Genomic DNA, 15,306 nt, shown 5'->3' with positions numbered 1-15,306 from the left:
TATTTATAGAGAAGGGTAAGTTGGAGTTCAGTTTGATTATTAATTTATTGATACTATTAGGAAGATAGACGTATGACTGATAGAAAGGATAGGGCAAGTATTATTGTGCCCGTAATAAAAAATTATGATTGCTAAGTGATTAGTTTATAGTATCTGATCTTAGTTTTTTGTGGAATATTTTATATTGGAAAATCCCACTTTTGAGGGAATCAAAAAAATGGAAAAAAAACAATACATGAAGAATTATGTTGCTTTGCAGGACACTATTAAAATTGGAAAATCGATAAGTGTGTATTGTCAGGTTAGTTTGGCGGTGAACTCACAAGAATTGATAGATGATTTTAAACAGCAAATTCTTCTATTGCTCTAAATAACAAGATGTTTTCACGTAATTGGGGATTATGATTTTTTATTGAAAGTGGCTGTCAATGATATGAATGAATATAAAAAGTTTGTTATCGATAAATTGTCGGTTATCAAAGGGATTTCAGATGTACCAAGCTCTTTTGTAATTTAAAGACATTATATTGTGATACATTTTTTTAGTTAGAAAGGAAACTAATAAATAGTATATATAGAGAGAGAGAACATGTAATCGGAACAATATAGCAACTAGTTTATGCATGAATATAATTCCATTTTTAATTTATAGTTTTACAAAAATATTGGTATAATATTTCCTTCCATTAATGGGGTGTTTCCTTACCGAGATTCCAAAATGAGTATAATCTCCTTCAATATTTTTTTTATGCCCAGGACTATTTAACCAAGCTTCCAGCACACCTTGCGGGCTATTGTAATTATAAGCAACATTTTCACTTACCTTTTTTGCATCTACTACTTTAATGATATTTTCTGAGCGATTTACAAAATTATCATGGCTTATAACATTTTTATCAATCATATAATTATTGTGTTCTTCAGATTTAAAAGAAACGTGGTTGATTGTATCCAGAGCATTTAATCCGATACTATTTCGATACTCATTAATTTGGTTCATTGTCTCTAATTCGATTGAATTATAATTATAATTCATGGCTGGTTTATAGATGGCGTCTGAATTTTGTTGGTTATCTGAATTTGTTGTACATGAGAGAGTTAGGTTTATTATGCCAATAATAATTGCTATTTTGTATAAAAAATTTACCATTCTTTTTTTATTAAACTTCATTTGAAGTAGCAAAGGTCTTTTAGATGAGCTTAATTGAAGTGTTGTTAAAAAGCTAAAAAACAATAAATTAGGGTTTTTGTTTTCGGGAAATTAAATCATAATAGAGATTTTGTTGAGTCATTCTTTGCAAAATTGAATATGTGTAAGATCAGGCAATCAAGATATAGCTAAGTATAAGTCATCTTGTTTTTTAGAAGAATAACTTTATAGTATAATATTTAATCATGTTTTAATTAGGCAGATGAGACAGAATCTGAACGTTGCATAAAGAAGATAATAATTTAATAAATATAGTATAGTAGTGAAAGTTTGTTGTGTGTGGCATTCTTTTACCGGATGTTCCATCGTCAAGCTGACTTTTCCCTCGCCTGACGTTTTCCGCACATTTGTCCAATTCTTTTGCGGCATGAATAGTGCTGCAGTATGTAATGCTTAGTTCTATAGTCTTGAGCTTGAATTGTAATGTGTACCATTGCCTTGGTTTTTGCATTTTAGTACCAAAAAATATTGAATTTCTGTGTCTACTTTATAGGTATGAAATCTACCTAAACAAATTCGTTTTTAGGTAGTTTTTTTACTTTCTGAATAGGTATACTGTTATCTTTAAAATTTGTAAAAGATAGTAATATTTGAGCTTATTGTATTCTTTTTATATGTTTAAAAGGAGGTTGAAGAAAAGAAGAGTAATCTACCTTTGCCTAAAATAGTAAAAAAATAATATACACATTCACAATGATAAAAAAACTTTTTATTTTATGCTTAATACCTTTTACTTTATTAACATATTCTCAATCTCAAGTTGGAATTAATACGCTGAATCCTACTCAAACGCTAGATGTTAATGGAGGAGCCAGAGTACGTAATATGACAAATATTGATACAGAGGCATTGTCTTTGGAATATAATAATCGAGTTGTAGCTAATCGTGATGGGGTTTTAGGCTATGTTGTTAATAGCAATACGACAGCTCCTTGGTCGTTTAATGATAATAAATATGCTGTTCTAAGTTCTCCAATATCAACTGAAGTGCGCACCGGCAGGGTAAATTTAAATTTTAGTATTAGAGTTTCTGTTCCCGCAAAATCACAAGCGCAAGTCGAAATCAATTACAGCATGCCTGTAATGCACTCATTACGCACGGCTGGGACAATTAGTTATATGGGATGTGCTTTATATATGTCTGTAAACGGTGGAAGGGATACCGAATTGGAGATGGGTTCTCGTAAATACACTGTTCCAGGTAGTTATAATGGAATTGGTGTATCCGCTTTTGGAATGCCTATATCTGGTTTTGCTATAGATATAATTTCTAATCCAGGAAACACTCCAATTGATGTAGTATACAAAGTAGATGGATATGTTGAATCAAATTCAGCTTCAGTTACATTCGGAATGTATGCAGAACGACCTTCCTATAATTATAATTGGGGACGTGGAGCTATGTCTGCTCAGATTTTTACTAAACCTATAAATTAAATTTAGAAATTCCTTTTTATTTAAGCAATTAAAGCAATATATAGTTAACATCCTTTTGTATTTAATAAACAATTTAGTTTTTTTTTAAAAGAGGTTGTCCTAAAATAAGGACGACTTCTTTTTGTTTAAGTATCATTTGATTTGCACAGAGTTTCTTAAAAAATGTAAATCTGAGCTAAAATAGTCTTTTATACCCTTGTCTAGGACTTCTATGAAGTTAAAAATGAGGTTAAAATTGCCAACCGGATTTTGCTATCCATTTAGAAAAGCTGTGAGCAATTGCAATCAGACCAAGTTCAATATTTACTTTGGTAAGTGTAAACCTTTTAAATGGTTGTTTTGTTTGATATTTCCAAAAACAGGCTCTGGTTCAATACATCTTTTACTGTAAATTTCCTTGCCCAGTTCGCTTTTTAAATTCTATATTGTTTTGAATTTTTGTCTTTTAAAATTATGATTAGTTTTTATCCTCCTGTTACCTTGTGCTTTAAAACATTGTGTTCGCAAAGGACATCCTGCGCAATTTAAAGTCTCATATACCGAATGATACTGTTCAAAGGTAGTCGGAGTTTTGGATTTCTTAGTATAGATACGAGGCATTTGCTGTTCCATTGGGTAATCCAAAAATACTTGCCATTATTATACAAATAGGTTTTGTGTGTGGAACAAATTTCTTTTACGTTTAAGGGGCTTTTCGACACGGTACGCGGTGTAGGGGACAAAAAAACAATTTAGTTGTCTTCAAGCAGTTGATAATTTTCCTCATTTCCATAGCCCGTATCGGATATAACTTTTACAGATAGTTAGCCCTAGTTGCTTTTAAATGCTTTTAAGTGTGTTTTAAGTGTGGTAAAATCAGTAGAAGTCTAGTGGATTGAGTAATGTATAATAATCTGAATATTATAACCTGCGTTTAATTGTCCGTTGTCCATATGATCTTTTTTCATGCGCATAAAAGTAACATTGGTATTCGTTTTGGAGCAACTGTTTTTCTCTCCTAGAATTTCAATATGCTTCTCGTATTCTTTAACTTTTACAAACTGTTCTTTTTCCAGTTTTCGAAGTGATTTGTTTTATTGTTGACTCAGCTTCTCTTTTTTTAAATTTGGTTAATCTCGTGTGTTTTTTCTTTTAATTTAGTGCCATCAATAAATTGTCTCTCTAGGCTAATGAACTTTAAATTGACCATCATCATAACAACCTGGCTGAAAAGTTTTTCGGTATTCCCTTTTGTTTTTTTCTCTAAAGTTATTGATAGTTTTAGAATCCGGCTGAAGTCCTCTGGAAAGCCACATAAAATAAATATTATCCTTCACGGTTCTAGCCAGCCTTGGGCTGGAATAGGTATTATTGAGATATCCGTAAAACAATATTTTCAATAACAGCTTAGATGATAGCTAGATCTTCTACTGCCTTTGAGATATGATCTCGGAAATTCCCAGCTTTTTAACAACGTTGTTTATTAATCTGGCAGAATGATTCTCTGGGATAAGACCATTTAAATTCAAAGGAAAAAGATTTTGCTGATGAAGCGAATGCGGTTTAAAAACGGGTTGCATAATCATTGATTTTAGTAATTAGATATAAGGGAAATCAATGTGGAAACAAAAAAACTGCCTGAAATTACTTTTGGACAGCTTCTTAACTTATTTGTCGTTTTTTTTAACTTAAACTTCATTTGGAGCTGCAGAGGTCTTTTGGATGAGCTTAATTGAAGTGCTTTTAAAAAGTTAAAAAAACAATAAATTAGGATTTTTATTTTCGTGAAATTAAAACATAATAGAGATTTTGTTGAGTCATTCTTTGCAAAATTTGGATACGTATATCATCGGGTAATCCAGAGATAATTATGTTTAAGTCATCTTGTTTTTAGAAGAATAACTTTATGCTATAATATTTAATCATGTTTTAATAAAGCTGATCTGATAGAAGCTGAACGTTGCATAAAGAAGATAATAATTTAGTAAATACAGTATAGTAGCGAATGTTTAATTACGAAAGTTTGTTGACAGTAGTCTGTTGCATTTTTTTACCAAGTGTTCCATCGTCAAGCTGACTTTTTCCTCACCTGATATTTTCATCACCTGTGTCCAATTCTTTTGTGGTATGAATAGTGCTGCAGTATGTAATGCTCAGTTCTATTGCCTTGAGCTTGAATTTTAATGTGTACCATTGCCTTGGTTTTTGCTTTTTTTTTAGGTGCAATTACTTGTTTTAGCTTTACATGTTTTAAGTCAACTACAAGAATTATTATTTTTAACAGTAGTGTTTTGTATGATAATTTTACGATGCACTAAAGATTTAAAAGAGTAGGAGAATATGAGTTTAACAATCATGTAGTTCAACTCGTCTTAGTATATTTTAAATTAAAACCTCAAGCAATTTCTGAAAAGAAAAACAAGTTTTAAAAGAACGATTCATTTTAGAAAAAGAAGAGTTGGGAAATTTTATAAAGAAAAACAACTATCAACTAATAATAGGTTTTGAAAATACGCCTCATGTTTTAGATGCTAAAAAAAAAAGGATAATATCTAGATTTGGTTCAATATATAAACATAAGATTTGAAGAAAATTGTCAGTTTTAAAACTACTTCTTGAAGATAAAATTTAATAATAACTACATAAGAGTTTAATAATAACGGAAGAAAAAACTTATAATATCTTTTATATAATAGTTTTTGCATATTAAAAATTTAGGGATACTGTAAAATTGCATTTGTAAACAAACTCTTTAGATTTTGCTATTTCAGATCTATTGAATTAAAAAACTACTCTGTGATAAAAAACTACACTAAATTATTATGTATAATCTTTCTGTTATTTTTTTTGGGGTTAATTAGTTGCTTCATTCTTATAAATTTTAAAGAAAACATTAAGATTGCAACTGTTAACACTGATATATTGTTTGATAAATTTATTATGACTCAAGAATTAAAAAGAGTTGGAGAAAGGGAGTTTAATACCCGTAAAATTAAGCTTGACTCTTTATATTCTGTATTGGAATCTCAATCTGTTTCAGAAAATAAAAGGCAAATTCTAATAAAACAATTTATTCTGGAGAAAGATGAACTAGTAGAATTCAACCAGAATTTTACTGCAGGTGAATCATTAAAAATCTGGTCAAGAATACAGAGTTATATCGAAGAATTCTCTAAAGAAAACAAGTACCAATTAATAATAGGTTCCGAAAATAAAACCCCAGTTTTATATACTGATGAAAGAATTGATGTAACTCAAGATTTACTTAAATACATAAACAAAAGATATGAAGGACTTAAATAAGTTGTTTTATCTTCTTTTGTTTTTGATACTTATTTCTTGTAAAAAAGAAATAAGTAATAACAGAAAAGAGTCTGAAATCAGAGATCGTTATTTCAATCTTGAAAAAATAGGTTGGAAATCGCGTACGCATATTCAAACTGTCGATGATTTAGCTTTTACAGCAACAGAATTTCCTATTCAATATTATTTATTAAAAGACTTAGGAAAAGATAACTTAGTGAAAATTGATTCTCTTTATGAAGAAAATAAAAGAGAAAGGGTATTGGAATTTACATTTCAACAAAACGAAGAAAAAGATTTACTAGCCAAAAACTTTACAGGAATGGACTATACAGATGCTGTAAAATACATGTCTTTTGAGCTTGAAAAAGATTTTTATATAGTCACATCAAAGAATGATACGATTGCATGTTCAGGTGTAACTTTTGAACGCAACTACAAAATAGCCCCTTATCAGAGAGTTTTATTGTTTTTTTCAGGAATTGATCCGAATGAGAAAATCCAATTAGTTTACACAGATTACCTTTTTAGAAAAGGAACATTAAAATTTAAATTTAAAGATCCAAATACCCAAATAATCTTATGATTCAGCAGATTAAAAAAAACAAATTAAAAAAAACTATTGCTATTTATCTTGCCATGATGATTCTTTTGGAAACATTTCAGCCTATGCAGCTTTATGCATTGACAGGTGGTCCGTCTCAGCCAGAATTTGAATCGTTTACTCCAATAGGAACTTCAGACATGGTTGATTTAGCTAGTGGCGATTTCAATTATAACATTCCGATAATGGATGTTGGGGGATATCCTTTAAATCTAGCCTATAATTCTGGGGTAACTATGGATCAGGAAGCTTCATGGGTGGGGTTGGGCTGGGACCTTAATGTTGGTCAAATCTCCAGACAATTGCGAGGATTACCAGATGATTTTAGTGGGGATGAGATGCTTTATGAAAACAACATGAAGCCCAATGTTACAGTTGGAGCTAATGTAAATTTATTTGCTACTGCCTTTGGGTTTAAAGAAACAAAATTGAGTGCAGGCATGGGGATTAAATATAATAATTATGATGGATTTGGAGTCTCAGCAAATGGGGGACTTAGTTTTCAGGTCTCAGATAATTTAAAGGTAGGTATGGATTTAGAATCCTCTGCTTCAGAAGGGGTATCTGTAGCTCCAAGTCTCTCATTTTCAGGAAAAATAGAGGATACAGATTCTGGCAATATTAATCTAGGTGCCAATGCTGGTGTAAGCTATAATAGCAGGAAAGGGTTAACAAGTACAACAATGTCTTTTAAGGCTTCGAAAGAAATTAAGAATGAAAAGATAAGTCGAGTAATGATAAATGAAATAGGAATAAGTTTATCAGGATCTCTTTCTGTTATAAATGCTTCCTATACTCCGACGAAACGTATAGGTATGGTATCCTCAAACCATATGTTTAGTTTAAACCTTCAGGGAGAATTTTGGAGTGCTGAACCAGGTTCTAAATTTTCAGGATACCGGATAAGCCAGGGAGTTAAGAATTCTGAAAAGCATAAAACTGAAAAAGCCTATGGTTTTGAAAATACCTATAATGCAGGCAAATCGGATATTTTGGATTTTAATAGGGAAAAAGATCGAACATTCAATAAAAACACGACTTCCTTACCTTTAACGAACAGTACCTACGATTTATATAGTATACAGGGACAGGGAATTGCAGGAATGTATCGTCCTTATAAATCGCAAGTGGGTTATGTTTATGATAAGGAAATTCATGACGATAGTAGTGGAGGATCTTTAGGTGGGGAATTTGGTCCAGGAGGAGGTATTCATATCGGTTTTGATGCTACAGTGACTACTGGGAAAAGTAGTACCAAATTATGGGATAACTTAAACCCGGCATTAGGAAGATTTAGAGAGAAAAAAACAGGAAATAGGCCTGATTATGAGAAAATATTTTTTAAGAATATTGGAGGTACCCAAGTTGATAAGGAATTAGATTTATTCAATGATAAATTAGGTCGCTATGAAGCTATAAAATTAGATTTAAATGGAGGCAAATTCTCGAGAAGTACTAGTTTAAACTATTCCAAAAATAATGGAGCCATTGCTAATACCGGAGCGATTAAAAGAGAATCATCCCGTTTATCCAGAAATCAATCGATACAAAATTTTACTAAAACGGAATTAAAAAAACAGAAATCCAAAAATAAGTCTAGCGAATTTGCCAAAGATCATCATACTGCCGAAGTAAGAATTACTAAAGAGGGAGGGGAACAGTATATTTATGGCAGAGCAGTATATAACGTTATCAAGAAGGAAACTACATTTGATGTAAGTGAGAAAGATAATCCTAATAGAAGAGTTAATTTTAAAAATGGATTAGTGACTTATACTCCTGATGTTGATAATTCATCTAGTAATTCCAAAGATGGGGATCAATACTTTAATCGGGTGACAACACCTGCATATGCGCATTCTTATTTATTAACTTCTGTTTTATCATCTGACTATCAGGATTTAAAAAATGATGGACCTACCGATGACGATTTAGGTACTTATACTAAATTTGAATATGAAAATAAAACTCCTAATAAAGCCAATCTTTATAAATGGAGAGTTCCCTTTAATGAAAATCAGGCTAATTATGATGAAGGTTTACGTTCTGGTAAAAAAGATAATAAAGGAAATTATCAATACGGAGAAAAAGAGCTCCTTTATATCAAAAAAATTGTAACAAAAACACATATTGCTATTTTTCATCTTTCACAGCGAAATGATGGGTATGGAGTTAAAGACGAAAACGGTGGTCTTGGAGATGGCTCTAAAATGTACAAATTAGAAAAAATTTCATTGTACTCAAAACCAGAATATCTAGTAAATGAAGAAAAAGCGACTCCTATAAAAGAGGCACATTTTGAATACAACTATAGTTTATGCCAAGGTATTGATAATAGCATAAATAATGAAGGTAAATTAACCTTAAGTAAAGTCTACTTTACTTATAAAAACTCAAGCATGGGGAAATTTACTCCTTATGTTTTTGGCTATGCACCTAAAAGTTTAATCGAAAACACTTCTGGTTACCGTATTGAAAATGATTTACTTAATAATCCTAGTTATAATATGAAGGCGTATGACGTATGGGGGAATTACAAACCAGTAAATGATAAATTAGGTCCAGAAACTACATCCCAACTGTCTAATCCTGAATATCCATTTGTAGATCAAAGTAATAGAGAAAATGCCGATCAATATGCAAGTGCTTGGTTGTTAAAGACTATTCGATTGCCTTCTGGAGGGCTAATGGAATTGAACTATGAAGCAGATGATTATGGATATGTGCAAGATAAGGCTGCAATGCAAATGTTTAAAGTAGTAGGAAGCGGAACAAAGGCTGGACTAATTGCTGCTAATGTTGATTCTGAAAATATAATGCAGAAGAGAAACTTAGGAGAATATATATATGTAGCATTAGATCATAAAATAGATGAAAAACTATCGATTAATGATTCACAAATTCCAAAAATTTTTTATGATAAGTATATTAAATCTATTGGAGACGATAGTAACCCATTATATTTTAGATTCTTATTAAATATGGTAAATCCTAGTCCTTTACCAGGCATTGATGGAACCGATAAATACGATTATGTAACAGGTTATCTCAATATAGAAAAAGGAGTTAAACCAGATTTTGGATTTCTGGAAACGAATGGAAAACAATACGTTGCCATACCTGTTAGATATGTTGGAAAAGGAGACGGATTTGATTCTGATAAAAAAGAAGTAAACCCTATTATTAAAGCAGGTTGGAATTTTGGGAGGCATAACCTTAACAGACTAGTATATAGTATGCATAACGAAGAAGATACCAAGGATCTAAAAAAGGTTGTTATGGAACTTATAGGATGGATGCCAACACTACTAGATATTTTTAAAAGTCCCAATACCAAATTAGAACAAACTGGTATTGCAAGTAAATTTATCAGTAATAAATCCTGGATTCGACTTTTGCAACCTGATAGTAAAAAAGTAGGAGGAGGTAGCAGGGTGAAGGATATTCAAATTCATGACCACTGGGATGTAATGACGAATCATGTTGGAGACAATACCTATCAACAATCTTATGGGCAAAAATATACTTATGAAACCGAAAACGGAAAATCTTCTGGAGTCGCTACTTATGAGCCTTTAGGTTGTAAGGAAAATCCTTTTGTTAAACCTTCTTATGATGAAAAAAGAAGAGAATTATTACTTGGACCTGATACTGATAATTATGTAGAAGAACCTTTTGGTGAATCTTTTTTTTCTGCTCCAAAAGTTACTTATAGTAGAGTAACAGTGACCAATTTACAGAGAAATAAATATAATGATAAAAAAGAATTAACAGCAACCGTAAAAAAACATGCAACAGGATCAGTTGTAACAGAATTTTATACATCCAAGGATTTTCCAACTATTGTTGATAGAACAACGCTGTCGTCTAATTACGATACATCTACAACATTAGCAAGTATTCTTAACTTAAATGTTAGGGATCATATTACGTTATCACAAGGATATGCTATACATACCAACGATATGGATGGTAAGATGAAAAATCAACGTGTATATGGCGAAGGGCAAAAAGATTATATTTCGGGAGTTGATTATAAATACAAAACAATAGATCAGAATCAATACAAGAATCAGGGAAAACTTGACAACTTTGTTCAAACAATCGACTCAAAAGGAGTTATAGCCTCTAAATTAGTTGGGGTTGATTATGATGTAATCAATGATTTTAGAGAAAGTAAATCTACGAGTTCTACCTTGGGTATTCATTTAAACGTGGCGACGCTACCTTTTACTCTAATTATAGTGGTAATTCCAACACCAATACCAAGTTATTCCAGACACGAAAGCCAAATAAGGACTGCTGTGACTACTAAAGTTATTCATAGTACAGCTATACTTTCAGAAAAAATAGCATATGATTTGGGAGCAAAAGTAACCACCAAAAATTTAGCGTGGGACGCTGAATCAGGAGATGTTTTATTGACACAAACCGTAAATGAATATAATGATAACTATTTTAATTTCAATTTTCCTGCCTATTGGAGTTATGCAGGTATGAGCCAGTCTGCCAAAAACGTTGGACTAGAATGGGATATAACCACTACGGGTAGCAATCTATATCAATTTACAGGAGTTCATAACGAGTCGGATTATATGATCAATGGGGATGAATTATGGATCGATGGTATTGCTCCCGATGGCAGAACCAAAACAAGGATGAAAGCTTGGGTAGTAAAAGTAACTACGGCTAATTTCCAGCTTATTGATGAAAGAGGGATTCTAATTAAGGGAGATGCTATTGCGACTGCCAAAATAAAAGTAATTCGCTCAGGATACCGAAACATGCAAATGGCGGCTATGGCTAGTGTAACTTCCATGACAAATCCATTGTATAATTACGATAGTAATAATACGATAGCAAAAATAAAAGGAAACATTGGGGAGAATCCTTTTATGTCTAACACAGCTAGCAATAGAATTGTTAATGCTTCGGCAGTGGAGTATAACAATGTCTGGCCATCTCCATGTGAGTGTAATTTACCTAAAATGACTTTTGGAGATGATGGCGCACTAAAATTTGAATATGAAAATAAGGATAATAACGCCGAAGAAGAAGATATTATTAAAAACTCATACAACCCTTACTTATACAATGTCTTAGGGAATTGGAGAGCCAATAAGTCGTATGCCTATTTAACCGGAAGGAACTATACGATTGATCCCACTCCTCGTAAAACAGGATTTTTTACCGATTTCTATCCATTTTATGTGTTTACAACTAATAACACTTGGGAAATAACAACAGGAGCTAATTACGACAAGTGGACATCAGCATCTGAGGTTACGCAGTATAATCCTGCTGGACAGGAGATAGAGAATAAAGATGCATTAAAAAGGTATTCATCAGCTTTATATGGCTATAATAATCGTTTTCCAGTTGCTGTAGCCTCAAACACTAAGTATAGTGAGCTAGCCTCTGATGGATTTGAGGATTATGATTTTTCAAACTGTGGTACAGCCTCCCATTTTGATTTTCAGGGACAATTAAAAACAAATAATATTAGCATATCCGACAAACAATCGCATACAGGTAGAAAAAGTTTGAAAATAGCCCCGAATAAAAAAACTGTCATAAAAAAACAAGTTGTTTCGTGCATTACAGCTGATGAAGCTCCTAAAAAATAATTATCATGATGAAGTCGATCTATACATTAGTTTTTAGCATTATAAGTTTTTGTATTACAACAACGGCATTTTCTCAAGATTTTACCGATCAAGAAATTGGGTTTGATTTAGGAGAAGTAATGAATGAATTAAAAGAAAGAGGTTTTAGTGATTCTGTGTCTGTTAAAAGTGAGATTGAGAAGATGCGTGTTGCGAATAAAATTCAGTACATAGAAATGAAAAGAATTGAAAGCGAGCTCTTGCAAAAAAGCCAGCCTAAAAATTTGCTTAAAGTTATTAGTTCCGAAATTAGCACAGATGTTTCTCAAAGCGAAAAAGCGGCATTAAAAGCACTATATGATAGTGCAGGAGGGATTAACTGGATTAATAATACTGGCTGGGATTTCTCAACTCCAGTCACTTCATGGGATCCGTCTACTAAAACGGGATGGTACGGAATTATAGTTATTGATAAACAAATACAATACTTAAATTTATATAGCAATAATTTAAAAGGGTATATACCTGAAGAAATAGGAATGTTAAAGTATTTAACTTCACTTTACTTACAAAATAATTCTTTAGGTGGAATTATACCATCAAGCATAGGTGAATTAACAGAACTATTGAATTTAGGACTACAAAATAATAAACTAACAGGATTTATTCCCGAAGAAATTTCACAATTAACCAAACTTCGGAATCTCATATTAACCAGAAATACATTAGCTGGAACCATACCTCGTGATATTTCTAATTTAACAAATCTCATCAATTTATGGTTAAATTATAATCAATTAACCGGCCCACTTCCATTACAAATCGGTAATCTATCTTCGTTACAATTTTTAGATTTGGGATATAATAAGTTAAATGGAACGATTCCTCCAAGTTTTTATAATCTAACAAGACTTATTACTTTTTATATCGAAAATAATTCTCTTAGCGGGTTACTTTCTTCTGAAATAAGTAAACTTGTTAGTTTAAGAGATTTACGAATATCTTCCAATCAACTTAGTGGAGAAATTCCTGCAGAAATGGGGCAGCTTTCAAGACTAAGTACTCTAGATTTAAGAGCAAATAAATTAACTGGTTCAATACCTCCGGAAATAGGACAGCTTAGATTACTTGTATCTTTAATTTTATATGGTAATATGCTTAGCGGTGAAATTCCCACTGAAATTAAGCAATTAGATAATCTCGATGTTTTATGGCTCCATAATAATCGATTTACAGGTAATATTCCTTCTGAAATTAAAGGTCTTGTAAAACTTAGATATTTGTATTTGTATGGAAATCAATTATCAGGATCTATTCCAGACTTAAGCAGTTTAACATTATTAAAGCGCCTAAAAATTGAATCTAATAAGTTCCGATTTATAGATTTTGAAAACCAGTTCATTTCATTGAAATCAAGAGTTACAAATGATTTTACTTTTTCTCCGCAAGCCAGAACTGATACTGTAAATACAATTACATCAGCAATTGGCGGATCAACTACGCTAACAATGTATGAGGATGGCAGATTTACTCCAGACGAAACATTCCAATGGTATAAAAATAATTTTATAATATTAGGAGCAACCTCGAGACAATATATGCTTACAAATTTAAAAGCTTCAGATTCAGGGGTGTATACTTGCAAGGCATATCATACGACTAATCCTGATATGTCTCCATTGGTACTAGAGAGAGAACCATTAACATTGAATGTAATTAACTGTATACCAATAGTTGGATCAATCAAGGTTATTAGATAAAAATTGTCTTTAAGTAGCTGTAATCCATAAATCAATACTATTTGTAAATTATAGGGTGATATAAAACCCTATGTCTACTTGCATAAAAAACATATAATTTAATATGACAAACATTTTTAGAAAAAAAAAACAATGGATTATCACTTTTTGTATAATGTTATTTTCATCCGTTTGTTTTTCTCAGGATTTAAGCGATCAGGAGATTGGTTTTGATATAATCAGAGAAACAAATTATTTAAAAGAATGGGGTATTACCGATCTTGAAGACATCAGTCGTGAGATAGAACGTAATCGCGAAACTTCAAGGATTCAATATATAGAAATGGTAAGAGGTAAAGAGGAAATTTTAAAAAGAATACAATCAAAAGGACTTCTGAGATCAAGTTTAACCGAGGTTATTTCTCAAAGTGAAATACAAGCGTTAAAAGCACTCTATGACAGTACTGGTGGCTCGAAATGGAAAATCAATACAGGCTGGGATTTTTCGACTCCTGTTACTTCATGGAACAAGACAACTAAAACTGGATGGTATGGAATTACAGTTGTAAATGGGCAGGTGGCTTCTCTAAGTTTAGGGGAGAATAATTTAACAGGATTCATACCATCTGAGATAGGACAATTAAAATTTTTGAAATTCCTTAGCCTAAGAGACAATAAATTAAGTGGTTCTATTCCTGAAGAAATTAGTGCACTAATTAATATTGAAATGTTAGGATTAGAGATAAATAATCTAAGTGGAAACCTCCCGCAAAGTATTTACGACTTAAAATCACTTGTACATTTGTATGTACAGAAAAATAAACTTGATGGAGCACTATCGCTTGAAATAGGAAACCTTACAAATCTAATTAATCTTTACGTTGACAATAATCAATTTATAGGTACTATACCGTCTGAGATTGGCCAGCTTTCAAAACTTAGGTTTGCAAGTTTTACAAATAATCAATTTTCAGGAGCTATACCGGTAGAAATAGGGAATCTAAAATCTTTGGGCGAATTATATTTAGGGAACAATAAATTGACAGGCTCAATTCCACCGGGAATAGGTTTGTTGAAAAATATTCGAACATTGAATTTAAGGTATAATGAACTAAGTGGTAAAATTCCTGTAGAATTAAAAAAAAATGCATTTTATCACCTATATCTAAACAATAATTTATTGGAAGGGAAAGTACCTGATTTGTCTATTGAGCTCGATTTAGATTTGAGTTACAATAAGTTACATTTTTTAGATCTCTCAGAGCAGTTTACATCGTATAAAGCAAAAATGAGAAATAAATTTATTTTCTCTCCGCAAGCCAGAACTGATACTGTAAATACAATTACATCAGCAATTGGCGGATCAACTACGCTAACAATGTATGAGGATGGCAGATTTACTCCAGACGAAACATTCCAATGGTATAA

10 protein-coding genes and 1 pseudogene are annotated in these 15,306 nt (G+C 31.7%); 8 read left to right on the top strand and 3 right to left on the bottom strand.

Going from position 1 to position 15,306, the window contains the following annotated elements; genetic code table 11:
* Positions 1-217 precede the first annotated feature (217 nt).
* Positions 218-370, top strand: a complete 153-nt coding sequence (locus B8T70_RS24295; protein WP_240474792.1) for a hypothetical protein — start codon at positions 218-220, stop codon at positions 368-370.
* A complete protein-coding gene (locus B8T70_RS24390; protein WP_255398722.1) occupies positions 371-517 on the top strand; it encodes an Lrp/AsnC family transcriptional regulator in 147 nt (48 codons plus the stop codon).
* A 129-nt stretch (positions 518-646) separates the two neighbouring features.
* Here B8T70_RS24390 and B8T70_RS20290 read toward each other — a convergent pair whose 3' ends face one another.
* Positions 647-1,150: a CAP domain-containing protein gene (locus tag B8T70_RS20290; RefSeq protein ID WP_039116698.1), complete on the bottom strand. Its 504-nt coding sequence runs from the start codon at positions 1,148-1,150 to the stop codon at positions 647-649.
* A gap of 753 nt (positions 1,151-1,903) precedes the next feature.
* On the opposite strand from B8T70_RS20290, the gene B8T70_RS20285 reads away from it, so the two are divergent.
* Positions 1,904-2,647 (top strand): hypothetical protein, encoded by a 744-nt coding sequence (locus B8T70_RS20285; protein ID WP_039116697.1) that lies wholly within the window; start codon positions 1,904-1,906, stop codon positions 2,645-2,647.
* 303 nt (positions 2,648-2,950) lie between these two features.
* Here the strand turns inward: B8T70_RS20285 and B8T70_RS24460 are convergent.
* Positions 2,951-3,259 (bottom strand): annotated as a pseudogene (locus B8T70_RS24460) (transposase).
* Positions 3,260-3,813: 554 nt separating this feature from the next.
* Positions 3,814-4,026: a transposase gene (locus tag B8T70_RS20275; protein ID WP_165572140.1), complete on the bottom strand. Its 213-nt coding sequence runs from the start codon at positions 4,024-4,026 to the stop codon at positions 3,814-3,816.
* A gap of 1,540 nt (positions 4,027-5,566) precedes the next feature.
* On the opposite strand from B8T70_RS20275, the gene B8T70_RS20270 reads away from it, so the two are divergent.
* The 5 genes from B8T70_RS20270 to B8T70_RS20250 form a co-directional block, all read left to right on the top strand.
* Complete coding sequence (locus tag B8T70_RS20270) at positions 5,567-5,929, top strand: OmpH family outer membrane protein (protein ID WP_039116694.1); 363 nt, start codon at positions 5,567-5,569, stop codon at positions 5,927-5,929.
* Positions 5,913-6,515, top strand: coding sequence for a hypothetical protein (locus tag B8T70_RS20265; protein WP_039116693.1), 603 nt, complete (start codon positions 5,913-5,915; stop codon positions 6,513-6,515). The genes B8T70_RS20270 and B8T70_RS20265 overlap by 17 nt, the downstream gene beginning before the upstream one ends.
* The gene (locus B8T70_RS20260) at positions 6,512-12,160 is read left to right on the top strand and encodes a hypothetical protein (RefSeq protein WP_039116691.1); all 5,649 of its coding nucleotides are present in this window, start codon (positions 6,512-6,514) and stop codon (positions 12,158-12,160) included. Before B8T70_RS20265 ends, B8T70_RS20260 begins: the two co-directional genes overlap by 4 nt.
* Before the next feature lie 5 nt (positions 12,161-12,165).
* The gene (locus B8T70_RS20255; protein ID WP_086896015.1) at positions 12,166-13,899 is read left to right on the top strand and encodes a hypothetical protein; all 1,734 of its coding nucleotides are present in this window, start codon (positions 12,166-12,168) and stop codon (positions 13,897-13,899) included.
* Positions 13,900-14,002: 103 nt separating this feature from the next.
* The coding region (locus B8T70_RS20250) for a hypothetical protein (protein WP_123912134.1) at positions 14,003-15,306 on the top strand (1,304 nt) is incomplete at its 3' end.

It is taken from the genome of Flavobacterium sp. AJR (assembly GCF_002156885.1).
Taxonomy (GTDB): domain Bacteria; phylum Bacteroidota; class Bacteroidia; order Flavobacteriales; family Flavobacteriaceae; genus Flavobacterium.
This window is presented reverse-complemented; position numbering and strand designations above follow the sequence as displayed.